Source organism: Paenibacillus sp. MT86, from assembly GCF_058792535.1.
On sequence record NZ_CM179499.1, the window covers coordinates 1189161 to 1215131 of the forward strand.

Genomic DNA, 25971 nt, shown 5'->3' on the forward strand with positions numbered 1-25971 from the left:
GGAGAGTGAATTCATGGAACGAGCAACATCTTTAGCATCCGAAATACCTGTTCGCAAAAAGTCATTTCGCAAGCGCTGGGACTCTCCCCTTGCAGGTTATTTGTTTATTTCCCCTTGGCTGATCGGATTTCTGGCGTTGACAGCCTATCCGATGCTGTTGTCCCTGTACTATTCCTTCACAAATTACACCCTCATGAAGCCGATCGAGTGGGTCGGCTTAGACAATTACGAGCGCATCATTACGGCGGACGACAAATTTGCCCAATCGCTCAAGCTCACGTTTTATTATGTACTCGCCTCGGTGCCGCTGAAGCTAATTGCCGCGCTGATGGTTGCTCTCCTGCTAAAAAAGGCCGTGCGCGGGATATCCGTCTATCGAACGGCCATTTATTTCCCTTCCTTGATCGGGGCGAGCATCGCGGTTTCCCTGCTATGGAAAAATATTTTCGGCGTGGACGGCTTCTTCAACCAAGTGCTTGGATTCTTCGGAATTCCCGGAACGGGCTGGGTCACGAACCCGGATACCGCATTATGGTCTCTCATTGGCTTGTCGGTATGGCAATTCGGTTCATCGATGGTGATTTTCCTCGCGGGCCTGAAGCAGATTCCGAATGATCTATATGAAGCCTCCGCGGTGGATGGCGCGGGCAAGCTAAAGCAATTTTTCAAAATCACGCTTCCGATGCTGTCACCCACGTTGTTTTTCAATCTCATCATGGGGGTCATTAACTCCTTCCAGATGTTTACGCCTGCTTACGTTATCACCGGCGGCGGGCCGATGAACTCTACCTATGTCTATGCGTTATACCTGTATGAACGGGCATTCAGCCGCTATCAGCTGGGTTATTCTTCTTCCTTGGCCTGGATCATGCTGATCTTGATTGTGGCTGCCGCCGTGATCATTAACCTGACTTCGAAATACTGGGTATTCTACGAATCCGAGAGTCAAGGAGGGAAAGGAAAATGACCAGACGCAAATGGAACCCCGTGATCCGCCATTCGGTGCTCATTATGTTCAGCTTGATTATGGTTTATCCGGTCGTTTGGTGGATTGGCGCTTCGCTGAAAACGAACCAGGAGCTCAGTTCCCCATCCATCTTCCCGTCCGTGCCGCAGTGGTCCAATTACATCAACGGATGGAATTCCGTTCCGGGGTTTACCTTTACAGACTTCTATTTGAATACGTTCTATTTAATTACTGCGGTGATCATTGTAACGGTGATTTCCTGTACGCTGGTTGCCTTCGGATTTGCAAGGCTGGACTTTCCGCTTCGAGGCTTCTGGTTTTCGCTGCTCATGCTTACGCTGATGCTGCCGGGCCAAGTGCTCATCATTCCGCAGTATGCGATGTTCCACCAATTTGGTTGGGTCAACACCTACCTGCCGTTTATCGTGCCCCATGCATTAGCGGGAGGGGCGGGAGGAACCTTCTTCGTCTTCCTGCTCGTTCAATTCATACGCGGGATCCCGCGGGAGCTGGATGAATCGGCCAAGATCGACGGGTGCAGCTGGTTCGGGATTTATTGGAGAATTGTGATGCCCTTGATGAAGCCTTCCATCGTGACGGTCATTATCTTCTGCTTCCTATGGAACTGGGATGATTTCCTTGGTCATCTCCTGTACATTAATTCCGTCGACAAATATACGGTAGGCTTGGCTTTACGGATGATTAACGATTCGCAAGGCGGCGCGGAATGGGGACAATTGCTCGCAATGTCGCTCGTATCCATTCTACCGGCTACATTGCTGTTTATCTTTGCCCAGAAATACTTTGTGGAGGGTGTAGCTACCACAGGACTAAAAGGGTAGTAGCTAGCCCTACCGATATATTATAAAATGAGGAAACATTGAGGCAGCGGTACGCCGCACAGCTTCAATGTTTTTTTCTGATAGGAATGTAAAGCATGGAGGATGAGAATTATGATCAATCCCTTCAAAAGATACCGGATCGATTCCCTGTTTATTATTTGCTTTGCAGGGCTGATCACGATTGTGCTGGCGATCACGGTATGGACCAGTTATGTCATGACTTCGCGGGAATTGGCTGAAAACACGTCGTATTATCAAAAAAGACTGCTCGAGGAGCTGAACAACGAAATTACGGGCCGCCTGACGTCGATCGAGCAGATCTCGCTGACCACGTCCAGGGACAATGATTTACTTACGTTTCTGTCGGGAAAAGAAGATGAGTTCAACCACTACAGGAGGTCCAAGGGTATACAGGAAGCGCTGGCTCATCTAACCTATTCGATTCCGCAAATTCAGGCCATCGATTTATACATGGAACAGCCGGAGTGGGGGGATCGGCAGAGCTATATTCAGTTCCATGGATTAACGGAGGCTGCGACAAAGCCATGGTATCCTTTGCTGCAGAACAATGACTTTTCCTGGTCAGAGGAGCATGATTTAACGACCTATAATGGGAACGTGCCTGTGCTCAGCTTTTCCCGCAAGGTGTACAACAACTCCCGGTACTTGGGTATTCTTGTCGTGCATGTGAAAGCGGATTGGATCCGCGGGATTCTCGAAGGATATTCTAAAGATTCGAACCGGATGCTGCTGGATCTGAACGGCAGGGAGCTGCTGAGCGTCGGGAAATCAATGAGGGATGCCGGATTACAGGAGCAGGATTTGCGGTTCACGGACCAATCCGGTGTGTCACGGCTGCATACACAGCATGGCGTCGAGTCTCTGGTCGTCTATTCCAAAGTCGCCGACTCCAACTGGATGCTGGTGGAGATTACCCCGTGGGAGAGAATTACGTCAGGCAGCGTCAAGCTGGCTGGAGCCATTATTACCATCGGCATCGGAGCCCTATTGCTGGCTTTCTTGTTAACGCTATGGCTAAGCAGGCAATTGTTGAAGCCGATCGCCCAGTTAGTGAGAGCGATGAAGAATTACGATGTCGGTGGGAGACAAGCTGAGCTGGCCGGTGATTACACGAATGAATTCGGCATTCTGTTTGCAGGGTTTCGCAGACTGAATGAGAGAATCCAGGCTTTGTACGCATCCCTTGCGCAGCGTTACGAGCAGCAGCGGAAGGCGGAAATCGAAGCGCTCCAAGCCAATATTAATCCGCATTTTCTATATAACACCTTGGACCAGCTGAACTGGATGGCGATTGCGGAGGGACAGGAGAAGATGAGCCGCATTCTGGAGCTGATGGGCCGCATGTTCCGCATCGGATTATCGCATGGAGAAAGCTTTATCACGATTGAAGAAGAGCTGACTCACGTCGCATGCTATTTGGAAATCCAGCAGATCCGGTGGGAAGACGGTCTGGAATACGAGGTGCATGCCTCCCAGGAAATCCGAAACTTATTCATTCCCAAAATGACGCTCCAGCCTTTCGTCGAAAATTCAATCATACACGGATTTAATGCAAGGCAAAACGGCCGAATTCAGATTAAGGCTGAGGAAGAGGGCAGCCGGATCCGAATGACGATTATCGACGACGGAAGCGGGCTTGCTCCTCAGAACAAAGGGAGCCATCGCCGCAAAGGAGGTTACGGGATCCGGAATGTGAGAGAGCGGTTCTCGGCGTTCTTCAACGATGATTATGAGATCCTCGTTAAAGATGGAGAGAATGGAGGAGTGGTTGTATCGATCGCCTTTCCAAGGCTTGAGGAAGCACAGCGGTAAAACATAATCAGACGATTTTATAATAAATTGTGCATCTCTCTTATACTCCAGTCATCTCGGAATTGATAGGATACATATTGACCACAATCTTTTGTTATTAGGGGGAAGTCGGCATGAACAAATGGAAGCGATTGCAGATCGTCGCGTTATGGATGGTGTTCTCCTTGCTGGTGGCGGCATGCGGCGGTAACGGAAGCACCAACTCAAGCACGGAAAGCACAACCTCAACCAAGAACAATACACAAGCCGAAAGCGGTTCGGCGGCGGAAAATGTCAAGCTGCGGATTATGTGGTGGGGTTCACAGCCGCGTCACGAAGCTACACTGAAGGCATTGGAGGTATATACGGAGAAAAATCCGCATGTTACCTTCGAGCCCGAATATTCCGGGATGGACGGTTACCTGGATAAACTCTCCACTCAGGCAGCGGCGCATAACGAGCCGGATATTTTCCAAATGGACCCGGGCTGGGTTTCGGACTGGACATCCCGCAACCAGCTCGAAGAGCTCGACACCAAGGTTAGACTGGATGAATTGACGCCGAGCCTGCTGCCGATCGGGCAGAGAGACGGCAAGCAATACGGCGTGCCGCTGGGATCAGTTGCTTTCGGGATGATCTACGACAAGGCGGCTCTTGAGAAGCTGGGCGCAACGATGCCGACAGACGGCTGGACATGGGATGATTTCTTCGCATTGGCGGAAGAGGTAAAGCCTAAACTGGCGGAAGGCCAATATTTCACGCTGGATTATGCCGGCAACTACTTTATGTTCAGCGCTTATCACTATGCCAAGGGTAAAGGCACCTTGATTACGGAAGACGGCAAATTCAATATTGATGAAGCGACTTTCCTGGAATGGACCAAGAAGTTTGAACAGCTGCGCAAGGACGGACTTATACCTCCAGCCGATTTGAACGCATCCGACAAGGAAATGGATCCGACGGCAGACCTGCTGGTCAACGGCAAGATCTTATTCCGCTACTCCTTCTCCAATAACTACACCACATGGGACAGCATGAAGGAAGGGGCGTACGATCTGGTTACGATGCCGCGGGCCGAGGAAGCGGGAGGCTGGCTGAAGCCGTCCATGTACTTCAGTCTTTCGCCTAATTCCAAGCACAAGGAAGAAGCGGCAAAGTTCATCGACTGGTTCATCAATGATCCGGAGGCAGGGGCTATCCTTGGAACCGCTCGTGGTGTGCCTGCCAATGCCAAGATCGCCGAGTCGCTGATTCCGAATCTTCCGGAGGGCGAAAAGGTTGGGATGAAACTGATTGACGCAACGACGCCGGACGGACAGATATTTACGACAGGGCCGGAAGGCTGGGTGAACTTCATCGACAAAGACTTCCCGCTCGTCCGGGATGAGCTGAGCTTCGGCAGAACAACACCGGAGAAGGCCTATGAATCGTTGAAGAAGGCCGCGCAGGAATATGAATAGATCATATAAAATGAGATGAGAACTAGATGGATGCAAGCAAGGGAGTAAAATGATTCCGTGAAAGCTTTCTGAAAGAAAGCTACATCGGAAGCCTAAACTAGTGGTCGCCTTTGTGACCGGATTTTTACCGCTTAATATAAAATCCAAAAATCCGGGAGCAACAGCGATCGTAGGAACATTTTACGTACTTGCCCTGCATCCAAATCATTATTTCAGCTTATAGTTTCCGGTCTATTCCCGGTTTACGTCATGCCTAAGCGGTTTTATCGCCGATCGGGCATGGCGTATTACCGTTAATGTGAGGCATTGCCTTTTTGCAAATAAGAAGGAGGATCTTCAGATGTGGAAGATAGGAATCGTTGATGACGACCGCGCCGTGCTGCAGGGAATCCGAAAAGCCATCCCTTGGGATGAACTGAATGCAGAGTGGGCGGGAGAAGCTTTGAACGGGGAAGAAGGGCTTGAAATGATTGAATCGGCCAGCCCCGACATCGTGATTACCGATTTATATATGCCTGTCATGAATGGTCTGGATATGATCGAGCAGCTGCGGAAGAACACCGGCTATTCAGGAAAAGTGATCATTCTGAGCGGTTACTCGGACTTCGAGTATGCCCGTCAGGCCTTGCGCCTGAACGTGAGCGATTACTTATCCAAGCCGATCAGCCTTCCGACGCTGAAGTCTGTTTTAAATGAAGCCATATCCGATTTGGAGGAGCAGGAAGAGCTGCGCATGAAGCAGGATGAACTGCTCCAGAAGCTGCAGCTTTACGAGCCCTTCGTTGAGAAGGAGTGGGTCAAATCGGCCGCAGCGGGTGCACTGCAACATTCAGGTCTCCAAACGGAAATTCCGGAGCCTTATCGGTATTGGTCCGATTTCGATCATACGGTCATTGGCATCGAGCTGATCTCCGATCAACGGGCAGCTAATCTAAGCTTGCCGGACTGGAGCCTCCTTCGATTTGCAATCAGCAATATGGTGTGCGAAATTACGCAGGCGGCATTCCCACGCTTCGACCACACGGATCTCCACACCAACCGCTCCGTGGTCATTATTCATCATGGTCGAACGGAGTCTGCCGAGCGAGTGCGGCAGCAGCTGGAGCAGCTGGGTGTCCGATTAATCGACTGTGTGCAGAACTATTTGAAGCTGAAGCTCCGGATCGGCATCGGTGATCGCAAGAGCAGTATAAGGGAAATCGGTATCTCGACAGAAGAAGCCTTTCGTGCGATCGATGTGAATACGCAGCCGGCGGTTCCGGAGTATGAGCTGTATTTCTACTGTGCACAGGAGCCGGGCAATGCGGAGGCCAAGTCTCCCGTGCGTCCTGTTAAGCTTTACCTGGAGCTGGCCGGTTCGATTCGAACCTCGCAAGAACATCAGGCACAAACGATCATCAGGGATTATATGAAGCGATTGGAACAGCAAGGGGGCATCACCAAACCATACGTCAGTATGCTGGCAGGGGAGCTGTGGGGAATTATCGCCTTTGCTTTCTATGAGACGGGGACCGTCGTTGACGATTTCTTCCCGAATGACAGCATTACGCGCGAAATGGCGAAACTGCAGCGTCCATCCGAGCTTGCGGAATGGCTGATCACCAAGATCGGGCTCGTGTTCGGCAGTCGCGAATGGGGCGGGAACGGAAAGCATCGCCAGGCTGTCGACTTTATGATCGAATACATTCACGAGCACTATGCCGAGGATCTCACGCTTGGGGGACTGGCGGATAAGGTATATATTTCGAGAAACTACTTGTCGATGATTTTTAAGAATTTGACGGGAGAAACGTTTAACAATTATTTGACCAGAGTACGGGTCGAGAAGGCCCGGGAGCTGCTGATGGAGAAAAATGCATTGGTGTACCAAGTGGCAGAACAGGTCGGATATAAAAACATTCCTTATTTCAGCACGGTATTTAAGAAATTCACGGGCATGAATCCGACGGAGCTCGTGAAATGATCATGAGGAGGCATTATGAACAGCAGTTATGATCCGGCATGGTTGCAGGTTGATGGGAGCTCGCTGAAGCATGCTGCGGCAATAAAGCCGCTGAAATGTTATTTGGGTAAGATCGTGACCGCGCAGGCGGTTTCTTCGCAAGTATTTCGTACAGCGATTCAGGAGTTGACCACAGGCATTGCTCTGCTGACAGGTGAACAGCCCTTCATTCGTGAAGAGATGGAAGCCGGCCCCTGCTTGGTCGCAGGGACGCTGGGGAGCATCGAAAGGACTTTGCTTGACGCCTCGCTGGAAGCCGAGGAAGCCGGACGTGTGGGAGATGAAGGTTATATCATACGCCGCGTCGTAAGAGGAGACCAGGATTTCATATTCATTGCAGGAGGATCGGAAAAGGGACTTCTGTACGGGGTCTTTCATTTTATGCGTCTGCTGCAGACGGGCCAAGCGAACGAAGCGCTCGATCTGATCGAACATCCGAAGTACCGGCTTCGCATGGTGAATCAGTGGGACAATATGGACGGAACCATTGAGCGCGGATATGCGGGCCGATCGATATTTTATAAGGACCATACCATCGTCTCCGATCTGACTCGTGTCCGGACGTACGCCAGAATGCTGGCCTCCGTTGGGATTAACGGAATCACGATCAATAATGTGAATGTGCATCAGACCGAGACGAAGCTGATCACGCCTCAATTGCTACCGGATGTGGCACGCGTAGCGGATGTGTTCCGCGATTACGGCATCGTCCTCTACCTCAGCGTGAACTTTGCTGCGCCGATCGAGCTGGGGGATATGTCCACGGCTGACCCGTTAGAACCGGCCGTTCAGAATTGGTGGAAGCAGACAGCGACCGATATTTACCGAACCATTCCTGACTTTGGCGGATTTCTGGTCAAGGCCGACTCGGAGAACCGTCCCGGCCCGTTTACCTATGGACGCCATCATGCGGATGGAGCCAATATGCTGGCAGAAGCGCTGGAGCCTTACGGCGGACTCGTCTTATGGAGATGCTTCGTGTACGATTGCCATCAGGATTGGCGGGATCGCCAGACGGACCGCGCCCGAGCCGCCTATGATCATTTCAAACCGCTGGACGGCAAATTCAAGGACAATGTGATCCTGCAGATCAAGAACGGTCCGATGGATTTTCAGGTCAGAGAGCCGGTATCGCCATTGTTTGGAGCGATGGAGCGGACGAATCAGCTGCTGGAATTTCAGATTACGCAGGAGTATACGGGACAGCAAAGGCATGTATGCTATTTAATTCCGCAATGGAAAGAGGTGCTGGAATTCGATACGCTCTGCCAAGGGGAGGGCAGCAAGGTAAAAGATATTGTAGCCGGACAAGTGTATCCTTACCAGTACAGCGGCATAACAGCCGTGTCCAATATTGGGGATGACTTCAACTGGACCGGTCACTACCTTGCCCAGTCCAACCTTTATGGCTATGGCCGCTTGCTGTGGAATCCGGAGCTGACGGCGGAGGAAATCGGCGAGGAATGGACCCGGATGACCTTTGGACCCGATCCGGATGTGATGAGGACCGTGATGGACATGCTGATGGAATCGTGGCCGGTCTACGAGAATTATACCTCCCCGCTTGGCGTGGGCTGGATGGTGGTGCCGCATGTTCACTACGGCCCTGACGTGGATGGCTACGAATACTCCAAATGGGGAACGTATCATTTCGCGGACCGTGACGGGATCGGCGTTGACAGGACGCAGGCAACAGGGACGGGGTACTCCGGCCAATATGTTGGCGCCAATGCGTCGATGTATGAGCGATTGGAGACTTGCCCGGATGAATTGCTGCTATTTTTCCACCATGTTTCTTATACCCATGTGTTAAAGTCCGGCAAGACGGTCATTCAGCATATTTATGACACTCATTTTGCTGGGGGCGAGCAGGTGGAGCAGTGGCTCGCACGCTGGGAAGCCTTGGAGCCTAAGCTTGATCAGCAACGCTTCCAACATGTTAAACAGCGCTTGCTGGAGCAGCTGGAGAGTGCAAAGGAATGGCGCGATGTCATCAATACGTATTTTTATCGAAAATCGGGTATCGAAGATGAGCACAATCGAGTGATCTATTCGTAGCGGTAAGGGCCTTGAATTTCAACCTGGGTTGGAATTCGGGGTCTTTTTTGTTGGGGGTGTAGGGGATGGTAGGGTTCAGATTTTGGGAAACAAATTGGGCATTTGTTCTATTTCCGTTTTCAGGAAAAATAGTGGTCTTTGTTCGAGCGATTCTTTGATATGATACAAATATGGATACATTAGCCATGTAAAGGATGAGAATCTATGCCGGTTTACAATAAGCTCGTTCGGGATCTTATTCCCCAAGTCATTGAATCTACAGGCAAAGAATTTCGCACACGGATTTTGGATGAGGAAGAGTATAAGAAAGAATTGATCATAAAGCTCAAAGAAGAGTCGGAGGAGTACTTTACCGCTCAAAATTCAAAGGAGTCGTTGGAAGAACTTGCAGATATGCTGGAGGTTATCCGGGCATTGGCGGTTGTACATGGAGCGACATGGGAAGAGCTTGAAGTCTTGAGAGAGAAGAAGGCGGAAGCTCGGGGCGGGTTTCAGGAGCGGGTGTATCTAATTGATGTCGACGACAACGCTTAATGTCAAACTAAATTTCGCGTAAGATTTGAGGGGTTCTTGATAATCATTAATATGAAAGTTGGGTGTGTCTATGGAAGTATTAAATAATATTGAAACAAATCATTGGGATGAACTAAAAAAACTTAGTAGGAATGTTGATGAGTTATACATAATCAGTCCATTCTTAATGGAGTCATTAGATGATTTCTTTAATAACATAATAACTCCATCGGGTGTAAAGAACATTGTTTTGATTACTACATTGAAAGATAACGATCCAGACTTGTTCAAAAAGGCGAATTCTCTCCGATCTCTTATAGCTAATTGTAAAGCTGCAAATATACATTTTCGAGTACACCTTGATGATAAACTTCATGGCAAAATTTATATAGCTACAAGAGGTGGTAATCCAATCAAGGGGATTATAACTTCTGCAAACTTTACGGAGTCAGGGTTAAAGCATAAACACGAATGGGGCGTACTCCTTGGAGATCCCGATCATTTAAGGAATGTCCTTGATAATATAATCAGCGTTAGCAGCGATGCTTTAACGCTTGGAGAAATAGACAACATCATTAGTAGGATTGACAGCTATACTCAAGAAGCGGGAACACCAACATTCCCCAAATTTAATTTGGAGATAAGTAATCTTTTTATGAAGAATAAAAATAACGACTTTTGGTTTAAACAATTTAACGATCTTGAGTACATTGCAAGAGAAATTGATAGTCTTTTGATTAATAGTTTGCAAGCGAACTACCAGATTACAAGAAATTATGGGATAGGCTATCATAAAGAACCGAACAAAAAATTATATGGCTTTGCCAAGTTGGACACTAATGATAAGTGTCTAATACTAAGATTTGGTAGCAAGAAAAATGAAGAGGGAGTTCAGAACCAAATTAAGTTAGCTGAAAAACACAATCTAGTTCATCGCAGGAGTGACTGGCATATGAATGAGTATAAGAATGAACTATGGATTTATTTAAAATGGCTGAAGGAAGAGCGACTGAGCATGAATGAATTGAAAGTGTTTGCAGAAAGAGCGTTCGATGTGAAATACAGCGAGTAGGGTAAGAGATTACATAGTAAATTGGAAAGATTTTCCTCAGAGACAATGCTCTGAGGCTTTTTTGTATAGAAGGGGGGCTTAAACGGCTACTTTCATTCTTTTAAGTGACGCACTAGGGGAACCGTAAAACGGTAAGTTACCATACATTAAATGTGTAATTGTCTTAATCTTCGAGCGAATGGGAATCGTATTCATCTGATACGAGGAATTGTAATGAAGGTTCGAATGAAAAGGAAAATGTAGTTGTGTGTCGAAATGGGTAGATAGTTTATGATTCATTTGACCCGACTAATACATTGACGATTGAATAAAAAGTTAATCGGAGGAATACGTCTTGGAAATAGAGCGCTCGGCATCTTTTTATCATTTTTTAGAACCTATATCTATTTTTCAGGGATCGGGCGGTATGTAGTGTTGTAACTATAGCCCTATGTCTAACCATAAGTATTGCAAGTGTCGACACTTTAGGAAGGTAGCAGGCGAACTCAGAAAGATATTGAGTTCGCTTTTTGTTAGAAAAAACAAGTACAATTCTTTTAGTTCTCTGGGAGGATATGGTTGCCTTTTGTCGAAGTTTGTATATATCATAAATGAAAACACAATAGGAGAATTGAACTATGTTGTTCAGATGGTTCAAAATTATTTATGTCATCCAAGCAAGACCTGGTATCAGCGCTAAGGAACTGGCAGAACGATGTGAAACCGAGGAAAGAACGATATACCGTGATTTACGTTCACTAGATGTGCTGGCTCCGATTACCAATGAAGGGTATGGCAAAGGCTATACGTTCGCCGGGGATTTTGCCATGTTCCCTTTCAATTGGACGCAGCAGGAGGCACTGGTCTTCTCCATGCTTCCTTCCTTTGTCGATCAGAGCAACATGCCGCCGGGATTCGAACCGGCATACGATAAGGTTATGGCGTCACATTTTCGGCAGAAGAAGCGGGATCGGGAAATCCTCAAACATGTCACGGATATTATCCAGATGGGGTCTCCCGCATATCGGGAGGATGCTCCCAACTATCTATATCAAGTCATTCAGGCCATCGTGGAAGAAAAGACGATCACCGTTGTATATCATACGCAGAGCCGGAATCAGCAAACGGAACGGGAGATCGATCCGTACTACCTCGTCCCGAGGGATCAACGATTCTATCTGATCGGTTATTGCCATCAGGCGAAGGATATTCGGACCTTCCGTCTGAGCCGTTTCCGCTCTATGGAGATGACCAGCCGAACTTTCGAGCGCGGGGACTTTAACCTGAAGAATTATATGAAGAACACCTGGTCGATTGAACGCGGCGAGGAACAAATCCATTTCAAAGTGAAATTCTCGCCGGATGTCGCCCGTTACATCAAGGAAGAGGAGATGTTCGTGAGACCAAGGATGAAGGACCTGCCGGATGGCGGTTTGTTGTTCGAGGTTACCTTGAATCACGACCGGGAGTTTATGAACTGGGTAAGTCAGTACGGGCCGGATGCTGAAATTCTGGCTCCGGTATCTTACCGGGAACGAATGAAGGAACGGCTTGAACGATGGCGCAAGCTGTATGAGGGGGGAATAAGGAACGGCACTATTGCGCCATTCCCAGCATTTCCGCCAATTTACTGAACGGGTGATTCTCTTCCGAGCCTGTGGAATATACCATTTCCGAGACGTACAGCTGATCTTCTGCGGTATTATTCGTAACCAATTGGATGTTAGGGAAGATCGAAAGAAAGACTTTCGCCGTGTTATAGGCGTCATCGGTGGCTCGGTGCGGCTCCCCGATGAATGGGAGCTGCAGCATGTCAAGCGCCCGTTTCAATCCGATCCTCTGTCGATGATCCGATTGGTGAAGTCGAGTAAACGCCAGCTGAAGATCGTTATAATTTTGCAGCCAATCCAAGGAGATCTAATGATACCGGCAATGCTGGATGAACTGATATTTATCGTCCATTCCCCATGCGCATAAATAATAGGGCGCCTCGCCGATCCACTCTTGAAAAGCCTTTAGCGCTTCGGGAAAAGACGGTGCTTGATCGACTTGATCCTGCGTAATCCCCGTAAATGGCGTCGTTTCCGGTGTTAATTTATACTGTCTCGAAGGCTTTACATAGGAATGAAACACGTCAGTCATGACCAGAGGTCCTTCTTGCCCGGTCATTTTAATCGCACCGATTTCGATAATGTCGGCAAGATGCTGATGTTTACGAACCACCATGAATTCAAGATCGAAGATGATATAAGTTGGCATTGGAATGCTCCTCTCTACATTGGTTGTTATTAGTTTAGCAGGGGGGAGTGGCTGGGGTTGTCTGGGAATGGGTGTTCGGGGATAGGAAAAAAGCAAAATAAATTTAATAGGAACATATGTTAATGACAGAGAGGGTACAGAAGGTTGGGTTATCATCTAGCAGTAATTGAGGAAAGTTAGCGAGGTCTGGGGGGATTATACATATGGCATTATGGCTATTCCGTGCGGGACGGTCAGGAGAATATGAAAGCAAGTTCTTAAACGATCAGAAGGTGTATTTGACATGGGATCAGTTGAACATCGACCTAAAGAGTTTTACGGAAAGATCCCAGCTTGTCAGTTATTTTATGAATGATTACGAAGCTGAAAAACTTGGAAGAGCGAGAAATTGGGCTGGACAAGTTTGGCCCATTGCACATGAGATGAGTAAAGGTGATTGGATCATCCTTCCGAGCAAGCTCAAATCTGCGATTCATATCGGTAGAATAACCGGGGACTATGAATTTGATAAAGGACGTGGCAATCCTTACTATCATTCAAGGGAAGTTGAATGGTTTGCAACCGATATTCCGAGAATCAATTTTGATCAAGATTTGCTTTATTCATTTGGGGCCTTCATGACTGTATGTAGAATATCTAGAAACGACGCGGAAAGACGCATAAAGGCGATGGCTGCAAACCATTGGTTAACGCCTAATGGTAACGCTCATATTGATCCGACTCAGTCGGATCGAGACGATGAAGAGAACTTGTTTGATTTAGAAGAGTACGCAAATGACGCCATAGCGAAATACATAATTCAGAAATTCAAGGGTCATGGAATGACCAGAATCGTAGAAGCTATTCTTAAAGCTAAAGGCTTTACAACATATATGAGTCCAGAAGGCCCGGATAAAGGCGTGGATATTTTAGCTGCGCCTGGAAGTTTAGGATTTGGTGAACCTAAAATATGTGTTCAGGTTAAAACATCGGATACTCCAGTCGATAGACCGACCTTAGATCAACTTATAGGCACGATGCACAATTTTAAGGCGAGCCATGGGCTTTTGGTTTCTTGGAGTGGCTTTAAAAGTACAGTGGACAAAGAAATAGCATCACAGTTTTTTAATGTAAGGCTATGGGATCAGAGAGCAATTATTAATGAACTGTTAGACAATTATGATGCTCTGGAAGCGGATATTAAAGCTGAGATTCCTTTAAAGAGAGCTTGGATTCTGGCGGGGACGGAATAATTTCACCTGCTCAATTTGATCTAGAACTTACTTAGCTGAATTATTGTATCGTTTGGAGGTGACATAAGTGATAGAAATATTGTGGGAAAGAATTAAAGAAAATGAAGGGCAAGTATTTAAGCAAATAAAAGGTGGAGAATTTATATACGAAGTTAAAGGAAATAGTATCACTTTAAGCCGAACTAGAAGATCGATATCAAAAAACATCTTTGTTGAAGCGTTAAAACACGTACCGCTTGAGAATACGGTTCCATTGCAACATTTACAAGCACCATCGTACTTATATGCAATACTGATGGACAGCAGAATTCGCAAAAATGATTGGTAAGACAAGATAGGAGGAGAAATAATGTCGTTCCAGACGCCACTAACCATTAAAGAAGTAATTGAAAATATCCATCGCAAAAAATATATATTGCCAGCAATTCAGCGCGAGTTTGTTTGGAATACGGATCAAATTGAGAGACTATTTGATTCTTTGATGCAGGGATACCCTGTCGGTTCGTTTTTATTTTGGTACGTAAATAAAGAGAAAAGTAAGGACTTCCAATTTTACGAATTTATTAGGGAATACCATGAAAAGGATAATCGTCATAATCCAATTGCAGATATAAGCGGAGAAGAAGATATCATTGCCATTTTAGATGGTCAACAGCGCTTGACATCAATGTATATCGGATTAAAAGGCTCCTATGCTTATAAATTGCCACGAATGAGAAGCAGTAATCCATTAGCTTACCCAAGGCAAAAGCTGTATGTTAATTTACTGGCACCTTCTAAAGAGTTCGATACAATTTATGATTTTCGGTTTTTAACTGAAGAAGATGTTGAATACGATCATACGAAAGATAACGCATATTGGTTTAGGGTTTCCGACATTCTTGATTTCAATGACCATTTTGAGTTGAATCAATATTTAATTGAAAAAGGGCTGAATTCGGTTGAAAAAGATAAAGCCTTATTTGCAAACCAAACGCTCTTTAAGTTATATAAAGCAATTAATGAAACCCCAAGTATAAATCACTATTTGGAGAAGGAACAAAAGTTATATAAGGTTTTAAATATCTTTATCCGAGTAAATAGTGGAGGCACTGCATTAAGTTATTCCGACTTATTACTATCCATTGCCACTGCTCAATGGAAGGACAAAGATGCTAGAAAGGAAATTACGGAATTTGTTGATGAGATAAACCAAATTGGTGACAGCTTTAATTTCAATAAGGATTTTGTATTGAAATCTTGTTTAGTTCTTTGCGAATTAAATGATATTGCTTTTAAAGTTGACAATTTCGGTACAGAGACGATGCAGAAAATCGAAATGAATTGGGATGATGTGAAAAAAGCCATTAGATTAGCGGTAAGTCTAGTCTCAAACTTTGGGTTTAATCAAGAAACGTTAACATCAAATAATGCTATCATTCCAATTGCTTATTACTTGTTAAAAAAAGGTTTGCCCGCCAACTATGTTCAATCCTCCATATACAAGGACGACAGAAATCTGGTGCATAAATGGCTGATTCTCGCATTACTGAAAAGGGTGTTCAGTGGCCAGCCAGACAACGTGCTCAGACCGCTAAGGAAAATAATAGGGAATAATCACGACAATTTCCCGTTGGGTACTATCATAGAAGAATTTAAAGGCAGTACAAAGTCCTTCACATTTACTGAAGATGAAATAAGCAATTTGCTGACTTATCAATATGGTCAAAAACATACATTCTCAGTGTTAGCGTTGCTTTATCCGACTTTAGATTTTAGAAATAAGTTCCACTTGGATCATATATTCGCTAAAAGTCTGTTCACAAAGAAAAATCTGTCCAAACTCGGGGTTTCAGAGGATAAGCAGGATGCCTTCATTAACGATTGCAATGTCATTGTTAATTTACAATTAATCGAGGGAATACCAAATCAAGAGAAATCGAATATGAAATTTGATGAATGGATCTTAAAGACATATTCTGATCAATCAAAGCTTAAAGATTATATGGATAAACATTATATTCCGAACATCGATCTGAACATAACAAACTTTGATGAATTTATTGAGCAACGCAAACAATTACTATTTAATCAATTGAATTCTATTTTATGTGTGTAGACAATGAAGAAAAGGAAAAAAACAAGACTATTTATGTAGGAAGCCAGTAAATACTTACAAATGTTGAATGATGTAGAGTAATTTATCACGCCGAGTAGTTTTGCTTATTGTGGTAGGGCCGTAGCTGCTAAAAAGTCTACGGCCTATTATTTTGCAGTAACTCAGGTAGGTTAAGTATGCTGAACTAAAATTGTGACTGTAAACGGTTTAATTAAAAGAGGAATCTAGGTGATCTATATTCCTAATTAAACGCCAGAAATCTAGGCATGGACAAGAATGTATGACCAGCACTCGTAGAGCAATGACGTTTATATATTCCATTTGAGTGGAACCCGGTGAGCGGCAGCACTAAAAATGCTGTTTGAACTCAATGCGAAGTTACCTTGGTAGTTTGTGAGGTCGTTTAACCAATATATTCATGAAAAGAATTCTGGCTTATGACTAGATCCTTAAGGAGTGAGCTTTGTGCCAAAGACGATGTTGACCTATACTACTATAAATAATCTGAGTGAAAGAATCCTTAGAGTTCAAAGGATTACATCCCGCTTAAACGTGGGGATACACTACGGATAGGAAAGATTACAGAAGACATCGCTAGACACTGCGGTGTAGGGCCAGATGCTATTGATAAAGTTAAAATGCATATCAACCAACCATCTCTTCCACTAGCAATGAAGATCGCCGAGTATTTCAAATGCGGACCTGATGAAATATTTACATTGGTACCTATCCGTTGCACACACTGGAGACAAGAATGGGGTAGGGCTAGGGCTAAATATGAGACTACAAAAAGACTGATTTGCGGATCATGTGTTAAACCGAGTACCAGTTAGGATTAATAAAAAATCAATAAGATAAATAACCAATGCGATTTCGTTCGCTTAGTTACGAGTGCATTCATTGGAATGAAGAGATTAACCTTCATAGATTAGGAGACTTTATATAAATTTATGCTTCTGTCGAAAAAGCTTCGCATCAATTTGATATGGAGCTGATTAATTAGAACATACATTCGCTGACCATATACTGTCACTTTGGGAAGACATAATGGTAAATAAAGTGCCCTTAACGAATTATAAGAAAGGAGCGTAAATGTGGTATCTTATTACTATGAGAACCTAGGGAATTCTCCCTGAAAACCAATGAAAGCTACGGGTGAAATAAACAATGAAGCGAATAGCCGAATACAGCGCAGGAACTGTAAAACAATCGTTCTGGTTTTCCGAATTTCGCAAGGTGGTTCACCTGTTGGATCAAGGAATGACATTAACGGATATTAAGGCATTGAATAAGGAACAGAATATTTTTGCGGCTCCAACTCAGGAAAGAGCTGCGCAAATTATGAATACCATAGCCACACGGGCAGCCAGTTTAGACCCTTCCATTTATCCTTTGTTCGAGCAGAGTGATGTGTCAACCCAGAAACTGATTGCCTTGGTAGCTATTATGCGGACAGATCGATTGTTTTTTGAATTTGTTTATGAAGTCCTTCGGGAGAAGATGATTGTCGGAAGCCACGAACTGGCAGACAGCGATATTCGGATTTTCTTTAAGGAGAAACAACTCCAAAGCGACAAAGTGGCTACTTGGACGGAATATACGTTGAAACGTCTTGGAAGGTGCTACAAGACGATGCTGATGGAAGCCGGTTTGACGGATCGAGCTCCCGGGAGCAGAGAAATACTCAAACCCATCCTGGATCCCGAATTCGAAGCATGGCTGCGGAATCATGGCATGGACCTGATGATACACGCATTGACAGGAGTGAGATAATGGCAAGTCTTCAGGAACGGCTGGAAAAAGCAGAAGAGATTATTAAACAACCGAGCTTTCGCCAAAATAAAGGCCTAGGAAATGAAGTTGGCTACTACGTATTTGATTATCCAGCAGAGCAGGAAATGGTAATTAGAGAATGGACCCGGTATATGGAGGCGAAATATTCAAAGTCTTACCATGACTTTGAATTGTTGGTGTTTGATTTGTATGACATCATTATCGACACGTTGGAGCAGGAAGATTTCATGGAAGATTGCTTTCGGTTCGAGAAAAAGAAAGGGATGGAGCGGATCGTGGAGTCCGTTGGGCGATTGCTTCAAATCAGCGATGATGCGAGCATGATTGTTCAGCATATCCGGGAACGAACCCCGCAGAACGCGGTTGTTTTCCTAACAGGGGTCGGCAAATGCTATCCACTACTCCGTTCCCACAAAGTTCTGAATAACCTGCACCAGTCCGTGGATCACGTGCCGGTGGTCATGTTTTTCCCGGGAACCTATGATGGGCAGGAACTCGTACTTTTCTCGGAAATCAAGGACGACAATTATTATCGGGCATTCAGGCTCGTGGAATAACAGGGAGAGTTACACAATGAAGATACAGGACATGTTTATCAGGGAAATCGACAGAGATATTAAAGGGGTTATCAAAGTTGGACAAGGCGATGAGGCCAACGTCCAGCAGGAGCTGGATGAATACGTCGTTACGAGGGAATTACAGAAGCATTTTGCTGATTTTTTTGCCAGTTACAAAAAAGGGATCAACGGTTACACGGACAAAATGGGGGTCTGGATCTCCGGTTTCTTCGGGAGCGGTAAATCTCACTTCCTGAAAATTCTTTCCTATTTGCTTGAAAATCGTGAGGTCGAAGGTAAGAAAGCGCTGGATTATTTTATTGATGACCGTAAAATCACGGATCCGATGGTCCTGGCAGACATGAAACTCGCTACCGGCGTTACGACGGATGTTGTCCTATTCAATATTGACTCCAAGAGCGAAATGTCGGGAAAGCAGTCCAAGGATGCGATTGTCTCCGTCTTTTTGAAGGTATTTAATGAAATGCAGGGATTTTGCGGATCAATTCCGATTCTGGCAGATCTGGAGCGACAATTAGTTGAAGTTGGACGTTACGATGAATTCAAGCGTTTGTTTGAAACGGACTATGGCAAGCCGTGGGAAACCTCCCGCCACAAGTTTGACTTCATTCAGGATAGCATTGTCGATGTGTTGGTCCAGATGAACTTTATGAGCGGAGCAGCGGCGCGTAACTGGTGTGAGAGAGCGATCGAACCTTACAATATCAGCATTGATGATTTTGCTCGTCTCGTAAAGGAATACATCGAGCGCCGGGGCAACAATCATCATATTGTTTTTCTAGTCGACGAAATCGGGCAATACATTGGCGATGATTCCAAATTGATGCTGAATTTGCAAACTGTTACAGAAGATTTGGGGACAGCTTGCAAAGGGAAAGTCTGGATCGTCGTCACCAGCCAGCAGGATATCGACTCGATAACGAAGACGAAAGGCAATGACTTCTCCAAAATCCAGGGCCGGTTTGATACCCGTCTGTCCTTGTCGTCCGCGAATGTCGATGAAGTGATCAAGAAGAGAATATTGGAGAAAAACACGACTGCTGATCAAACCCTAAAATTGCTCTACGAACAAAAAGCAACAATTATCAAAAATTTGATTGTGTTCAATGATGGGGTTGAGAAAAAACTTTATACCGATAAAGAGGATTTTTCGACCGTTTACCCGTTTATTCCCTATCAGTTTAACCTGCTAGGGAGCGTGCTCACTTCGATTCGGACGCATGGTGCTTCGGGGAAACACCTTGCTGAGGGCGAGCGCTCGATGATCGCCTTGTTTAAGGAGTCCGCAATGAGATTGATGGAACGGGCGGAAGGGACGCTTGTCCCGTTTAACCTGTTCTATGATGCCCTGCATCAATTCCTTGATCATAGTCATAAAGGTGTCATCAGCAAGGCAATGGATAATGAAATCATTAATCCGGACAAGGTTGAAGAGTGTTTTGCGGTCAATGTATTGAAGACCCTGTTTATGATTAAATATGTCAAGGAAATTACAGCTAACATCGATAACATCACCAGCTTGATGATTTCCGATATCGATACGGACAGAATCGTGTTAAAGGCGCAAGTAGAGGAAGCGTTGAAAGTTTTGTCCAGCCAGACTCTCATTCAGAAGAACGGCGAAATTTACGTATTTCTGACGGATGAAGAGCAGGAAATCAATAAGGAAATTGACCATTTGAATGTGGAAATGTCGGAAGTCATCGGCAAGGTCTCTGAACTGGTGTTTGAAGATATTTTCAAGGAAAATAAATACCGCTATCCCGCCTTTAACGGCAGGTACAACTTTGCCTTCAATCAAGTGATTGATGACCGGCCGTATAAAGCGAATCAGAACCATGATATCGGAGTTCGGATTCTTACGCCAAACTCTGATTTCGGCGATGATGAAACGACACTTCGCATCATGTCCGGTCAACAAAAAGAAGTTCTTGTCGTGTTGCCAAACGATTCCGCTTTCCTGGATGAAACTCGTCGTGCCCTGCAAATTGAGAAATATTTGCGGCTGAATACGACCAGCGCCTTGCCTAAATTTGACCAAATCAAGGAAGCCAAGCGGATTGAAATGCGGGAACGGAACGATAATGCCAAGCTGTTCCTGACGGAGTCTCTGAAGCAGGCGGATATTTATGTCAATGGGGATAAGTCACAGATTGGTTCTAAGGAGGTCTCATCCCGGATCAATGAAGCGTTGGGACGGCTTGTGAATACGGTCTACCATAAACTATCCTATATTGATACAGCCATGAGCGAAGCCAACATTCGCGCTTTGTTTAAAAGTTCCGATCAGATGGCTCTGTCTCTGGAAAATGGGACGGAGCCCAACCAGCATGCGTTGAATGATATGCTTAGCTATATATCCACCAATTCTTCGATGCACATGAAGACGTCGATGAAAAGCTTGATGGATCGCTTTATGAGAGCTCCATACGGCTTTGTGGAAGATGATGTCGAATGGTTTGTAGCTAAATTGTTCAAGAATGGCGATATATCCTTTACGGTCAACGGTTCCAACGTGACCTTGTTTAATAAGTCGGATGAGGAGATTGTTCGTTATATTACGAAGCGGGAGTATGTTGAGAAGCTGCTGACCGAAAAGCGGGAAAAGCCGGATGAGCGTCTAAAGAAGTCGGTTCGTGAAGTGATGAAAGAGCTGTTCGGTACTTCGGGTAGCCATGAAGATGACGATGCCCTAATGCGCGGTTTCCAAACGTACAGCCGCAATTTGCTGAATGAACTGGACAAGTATGAAATTATGTACCAGGCGAAATCTTTTCCTGGCCGAAACGTGGTTGCTCAAGGTAAGAACTTGCTGCGTTCGATTTTGCAAATGGAATTCCAGTTGGAGTTTTATAAGAAAATCCATGCCGAACGGGAAGAATTGCTCGATTTTGCGGAAGACTTTGAACCCGTTAAATTGTTCTTTGGCGGTGAACAAAAGGCAATTTATGAGAAGGCATTGAACCTGATAAGCATTTATGACCAAAGTAAAACGTTCATTGTTCATGAACAAGTAGAACAAGTGGTATCTGATATAAAAGCCATTTTGAGAAAAGAAGCCCCATACGGAGATATTCCAAAGCTTCCGGAATTGCTGGATCGTTTTACCGAGCTGTACGCCGGGTTATTGGAAGAGATGGTTGTTCCCGTGAAAGCGGCGATTGATGATGCGCGCGAGAGAGTATTCGAAGTGTTGGAGACGAAGGAATACAAAGAGCAGTTTATGTCGCGTTTCCTCATGTTGTTTAAGGAAATTTCCGAAAAAGCAGAAACCTGCAACAATGTGGCGACCTTGCAAAATATCAAGATCGAAGCGGATGCCTTGAAGGTGAGGCTGCTTAATGAATTGGCTCGTAAAGATGAATTGATCGCCCTTGACCGAGTTAAGGAAGAACAAGCGAAACTGGTTGTGGACCAATCCGAAGGGCAAACAATTCCAAAACCTGCTCCGGAGCCAAAGTTGAAGAAAAGAAAGAATATCAGCATTAAATCGGTCAGTCTCTCCGCCTCCTGGCAAATTGAATCACCGCAGGATGTCGAGAAGTACGTGGCGGAATTAAAACAGCGGATCTTAAAAGAGTTGGAAGAGAACACGATTGTAAATATTGAGTTTTAAAAGGAGCAGCATGTAATGAACAAGACAGCCATCAAGAACTTTGCGATCTGGGCCCGCAAAAAGCTGATCGCGGATATTTCCTATAAAGCCGGATTGCTGGGGATTACGGACAAGGAGATAAAGTCTCCGTTGCCCCAGTCTACCCGCGATGTCGAGTTTTATGATATAAGCACAAAAGAACCGTATTCGATTAGCGGCATTGAAATTGAACAACGCAGAAAATTGGCCGAAGTCATTCAAGAGAGAATGGAGCGGTCTGATTATAAGTCCGCGTATAACAATGTGATAGAAGAAGTCGCCTATACCTGGTTCAACCGTCTGATTGCGGTCCGTTTTATGGAGGTAAACGATTATCTTCCGTCACGGGTTCGTGTGCTCTCGTCAGACAGCAACGGCAAAATCGAACCGGATCTGGTCACTTCGCCATTTGATGCGGACCTGGAGTTTAGCCAGGATGAAAAGGAACAGATTATCAAGCTGAAAAACAACAATGAACTGGACAAACTGTTTCAAATGTTGTTTATCAAGCAGTGTAATGCCTTGAACGCCATCCTGCCTGAATTATTTGAGCAAACGAGCGACTATACCGAGCTGCTGCTCAACGTGTCTTTCACGGATCAAGAAGGCGTTGTTTATCATCTGGTGCATGATATCCCCGAGAGTGACTTTGACGTAAAAGAGGAAGGTCAGGTTGAAATCATCGGATGGTTGTATCAGTATTACAACACGGAACTTAAAGACGAAACCTTTGCCCTGCTCAAAAAGAACGTCAAGATCACAAAAGAGCGGATTCCTGCAGCGACTCAGCTGTTTACCCCCGATTGGATCGTCCGTTATATGGTCGAGAACAGTCTCGGCCGCCTCTGGTTGGAGGGCCATCCCAATGAAGAGCTCCAGGCAGGATGGAAGTACTATTTAGACGAAGCGGAGCAAGAGCCCGAGGTGCAGGCACAGCTGGAAGCGATTCGCGAGCAATATAAAACGATCAAACCGGAGGACATCAAAGTGATCGACCCTTGTATGGGGAGCGGACACATCTTGGTCTACGCTTTTGATGTATTGATGCAAATTTATGAAAGCTACGGTTACAGCCAGCGGGACGCGGCCAAGAGCATTCTCGAACATAACCTGTATGGTCTTGACATTGACAAACGTGCATATCAGCTGGCTTATTTTTCCGTTATGATGAAAGCCAGACAATACAACCGCCGCATTCTGAACGGTGATACGAAGTGCCATTTCTATGCGATCCAGGAAAGCAACGGGATCAACCGGGAACAGTTGAAATACTTCGGTGTGGGAATGGATGAATCCGATCGAAACATGGCTTTGCATCAAATGGAATACTTGCTCGATACAATGCTCGATGCGAAAGAATTTGGGTCCATTTTGATCATTGACGAACTGAAATGGGACTTGCTGGAAGGGTTTGTAGAACGGGCTTATTTGGATGGACAAGTGACAGCTGATACCGTTGATTTAGATCTTACTCAGGTGAAGTTGAGACAACTGATTCAGATTGCTGCCGCTATGGCACAAAAGTACGACGTAGTTGTAACTAATCCGCCGTACATGGGAAGCAGTGGTATGGGGCCAAAACTGGCGGATTATGTGAAGAAGAATTATCCGGATAGCAAGAGTGACTTGTTCGCTGTGTTAATTGAACGTTGTGGACAGATGACAAAGAAGAACTGCTTCCAGGCAATGATTACGCAACATGCGTGGATGTTTTTGTCGAGTTACGAGAAATTGCGTGTGAAGATATTGAAGCGCGACATCGTAAATATGGTTCATTTAGGTGCAAGAGCCTTTGAAGAGATTGGTGGTGAAGTTGTCCAGACTACTACTTTTATATTTAGAGAAAATCAAATTAATAAATATCAGGGAAAATATGTACGTCTCATTGATTTAAATAGCCAATATGAAAAGGAAAATGCATTTTTAGAAAAACATAATTTGTACGTTACTACGCAAGATAACTTTTCTTATACGCCAGGCAACTCTATAGCTTATTGGGTTAGCACATCAGTAATTGATGCTTTCCTAAATATAGAGAAACTAGATGACTACTTTCCGCCGAAAGCCGGGTTGTCTACTGCTGATAATGAAAGATTTTTAAGATTTTGGTGGGAAGTTAACAACTTTAGAATATGTTTTTTTGGAAAAGAATTTTCAGATTTAGAATCAAGTTGTTATAATTACAAATGGTTTCCAATGACAAAAGGTGGCGGATATAGAAAATGGTTTGGAAATAACGAGTATATTCTTAACTTTGAAAATAACGGATCAGAATTAAAACATTGGCTAGTGAATAATCCACGTGATCCTTCAACAACAAGCCATTCTCGCTATATAAGAAATTATGATAAATATTTACAGCCGGGATTTTCCTTTAGTGATGTTTCTACCGGACGCGCTTCTTTTAGATATCAACCTGCGGGCTTTATTCCAAATGCTCGCGGACCCTTTATATATTCTGAAAATATGGTATTACTAGGTTATTTGAATTCTAAGGTTGCAAGTTATTTTTTAAATATTGTTGCCCCTACACTAACTTACAACGTTGGTGATGTTGCTAGAATACCATATTTGCATACTAATAATGAGAGTGTAGAACAAAGTGTTAATAAAAGTACGAATTTATCTATTAATGATTGGGATAACTTTGAAAACTCTTGGAATTTTCTTCGGCATCCTTTCTTATACCAAACATTTAGTTTGATTTCTGAAGCTTATAGTTTTTGGAAAAGCACTACCGAGAATAATTTCAATCAACTCAAATCAAACGAAGAAGAACTCAACCGTATCTTCATCGAAATTTACGGCTTGCAGGACGAACTCACCCCAGAAGTCGACGACAAAGACATCACCATCCGCAAAGCCGACCTCGGTCGAGATGTTCGTTCCTTCCTCTCCTATGCTGTCGGTTGCATGTTTGGCCGTTACAGCTTGGATGTGGTGGGACTTGCGTACGCGGGCGGGGAGTGGGATAGTAGCAAATACAAGACCTTCATCCCGGATAAGGATAATGTGATACCTATTACGGATGAGGAATATTTTGAGGATGATATTGTAGGTCTGTTTTGTGCCTTTCTCAAGAAGACGTTTGGAGAAGAGACGCTGGAGGAAAATCTCGATTTTATTGCCAAAGCGCTTGGAAACAAAGGCAACACATCCCGGGAGGTGATTCGGAACTACTTCCTGAAGGACTTCTTCAAGGATCACTGCAAAATTTATCAGAAGCGGCCGATCTATTGGCTGTTTGATAGCGGGAAAGCGGATGGCTTCAAAGCACTCGTATACATGCATCGGTATAATGCCGATACGATCGGGAATCTGCGGATTGACTATCTGCATCGAATGCAGCGGGTTTACGACAGTGAAATTGCCCGGATGCAGGAGACAATCGACAACAGCGGGAATGCCCGTGAGGTGGCAGCGGCAACGAAACGGAAAGAAAAGCTGACCAAGCAGTTGAAGGAAACGAAAGAATACGATGAGAAAATTGCTCATCTGGCGCTTGCCCGAATAGAAATTGATCTGGATGACGGGGTCAAAGTCAATTATGAAAAGGTGCAAACGGCAGGGGATGGCAAAAAGTATGAAATTTTAGCAAAGATCTAGTCACAAGGAGCTCTAATCCGACAGGAGGACGCCAACTTTTATCGAATGTATTCAGAACAAGGTTC

General features: G+C 44.9%; 18 protein-coding genes. 16 read left to right on the forward strand and 2 right to left on the reverse strand.

Going from position 1 to position 25971, the window contains the following annotated elements:
• The first annotated feature begins 13 nt into the window (after positions 1-13).
• The 9 genes from AC3RCL_RS05075 to AC3RCL_RS05115 all read left to right on the forward strand — a co-directional run bounded on the left by AC3RCL_RS05075 (position 14) and on the right by AC3RCL_RS05115 (position 12339).
• Positions 14-967: a carbohydrate ABC transporter permease gene (locus AC3RCL_RS05075; RefSeq protein ID WP_090912339.1), complete on the forward strand. Its 954-nt coding sequence runs from the start codon at positions 14-16 to the stop codon at positions 965-967.
• On the forward strand, positions 964-1809 hold the full coding sequence (locus AC3RCL_RS05080; RefSeq protein ID WP_492534702.1) for a carbohydrate ABC transporter permease: 846 nt from the start codon (positions 964-966) through the stop codon (positions 1807-1809). Before AC3RCL_RS05075 ends, AC3RCL_RS05080 begins: the two co-directional genes overlap by 4 nt.
• A 111-nt stretch (positions 1810-1920) precedes the next feature.
• A complete protein-coding gene (locus tag AC3RCL_RS05085; protein WP_492534703.1) occupies positions 1921-3642 on the forward strand; it encodes a cache domain-containing sensor histidine kinase in 1722 nt (573 codons plus the stop codon).
• A gap of 113 nt (positions 3643-3755) precedes the next feature.
• Positions 3756-5081 carry an ABC transporter substrate-binding protein gene (locus tag AC3RCL_RS05090; protein ID WP_492534704.1) on the forward strand — a complete coding sequence of 442 codons (1326 nt, stop codon included), beginning with the start codon at positions 3756-3758 and terminating at the stop codon, positions 5079-5081.
• 340 nt (positions 5082-5421) lie between these two features.
• Positions 5422-7044: a response regulator transcription factor gene (locus tag AC3RCL_RS05095; protein WP_492534705.1), complete on the forward strand. Its 1623-nt coding sequence runs from the start codon at positions 5422-5424 to the stop codon at positions 7042-7044.
• 15 nt (positions 7045-7059) lie between these two features.
• A complete protein-coding gene (locus AC3RCL_RS05100; protein WP_492534706.1) occupies positions 7060-9141 on the forward strand; it encodes an alpha-glucuronidase family glycosyl hydrolase in 2082 nt (693 codons plus the stop codon).
• Between the two features lie 204 nt (positions 9142-9345).
• A complete protein-coding gene (locus tag AC3RCL_RS05105; RefSeq protein ID WP_492534707.1) occupies positions 9346-9675 on the forward strand; it encodes a nucleoside triphosphate pyrophosphohydrolase in 330 nt (109 codons plus the stop codon).
• Positions 9676-9745: 70 nt separating this feature from the next.
• Positions 9746-10726: a restriction endonuclease PLD domain-containing protein gene (locus tag AC3RCL_RS05110; RefSeq protein WP_492534708.1), complete on the forward strand. Its 981-nt coding sequence runs from the start codon at positions 9746-9748 to the stop codon at positions 10724-10726.
• Positions 10727-11343: 617 nt separating this feature from the next.
• Entirely contained in the window at positions 11344-12339 is a 996-nt protein-coding gene (locus AC3RCL_RS05115) for a helix-turn-helix transcriptional regulator (RefSeq protein ID WP_492534709.1), read from the forward strand.
• Here the strand turns inward: AC3RCL_RS05115 and AC3RCL_RS05120 are convergent.
• Entirely contained in the window at positions 12302-12616 is a 315-nt protein-coding gene (locus AC3RCL_RS05120) for a hypothetical protein (protein ID WP_492534710.1), read from the reverse strand. The two genes, AC3RCL_RS05115 and AC3RCL_RS05120, sit on opposite strands and share 38 nt — an antisense overlap.
• Positions 12617-12622: 6 nt before the next feature.
• On the reverse strand, positions 12623-12964 hold the full coding sequence (locus AC3RCL_RS05125; protein WP_492534711.1) for an exonuclease domain-containing protein: 342 nt from the start codon (positions 12962-12964) through the stop codon (positions 12623-12625).
• 203 nt (positions 12965-13167) lie between these two features.
• Between AC3RCL_RS05125 and AC3RCL_RS05130 the strand changes: the two genes are divergently transcribed.
• The 7 genes from AC3RCL_RS05130 to pglX all read left to right on the forward strand — a co-directional run bounded on the left by AC3RCL_RS05130 (position 13168) and on the right by pglX (position 25906).
• Entirely contained in the window at positions 13168-14196 is a 1029-nt protein-coding gene (locus AC3RCL_RS05130) for a restriction endonuclease (RefSeq protein ID WP_492534712.1), read from the forward strand.
• Positions 14197-14263: 67 nt separating this feature from the next.
• The gene (locus tag AC3RCL_RS05135; RefSeq protein WP_492534713.1) at positions 14264-14524 is read left to right on the forward strand and encodes a hypothetical protein; all 261 of its coding nucleotides are present in this window, start codon (positions 14264-14266) and stop codon (positions 14522-14524) included.
• A 21-nt stretch (positions 14525-14545) separates the two neighbouring features.
• A complete protein-coding gene (locus tag AC3RCL_RS05140; protein ID WP_492534714.1) occupies positions 14546-16294 on the forward strand; it encodes a DUF262 domain-containing protein in 1749 nt (582 codons plus the stop codon).
• Positions 16295-17461: 1167 nt separating this feature from the next.
• Positions 17462-18067, forward strand: coding sequence for a DUF1819 family protein (locus AC3RCL_RS05145; RefSeq protein WP_492534715.1), 606 nt, complete (start codon positions 17462-17464; stop codon positions 18065-18067).
• A complete protein-coding gene (locus AC3RCL_RS05150) occupies positions 18067-18645 on the forward strand; it encodes a DUF1788 domain-containing protein (protein ID WP_492534716.1) in 579 nt (192 codons plus the stop codon). The genes AC3RCL_RS05145 and AC3RCL_RS05150 overlap by 1 nt, the downstream gene beginning before the upstream one ends.
• A gap of 16 nt (positions 18646-18661) precedes the next feature.
• Positions 18662-22282 carry a BREX system P-loop protein BrxC gene (brxC, locus tag AC3RCL_RS05155; protein WP_492534717.1) on the forward strand — a complete coding sequence of 1207 codons (3621 nt, stop codon included), beginning with the start codon at positions 18662-18664 and terminating at the stop codon, positions 22280-22282.
• Between the two features lie 15 nt (positions 22283-22297).
• Positions 22298-25906 (forward strand): BREX-1 system adenine-specific DNA-methyltransferase PglX, encoded by a 3609-nt coding sequence (pglX, locus tag AC3RCL_RS05160; protein ID WP_492534718.1) that lies wholly within the window; start codon positions 22298-22300, stop codon positions 25904-25906.
• The last annotated feature ends 65 nt before the right edge of the window (positions 25907-25971 follow it).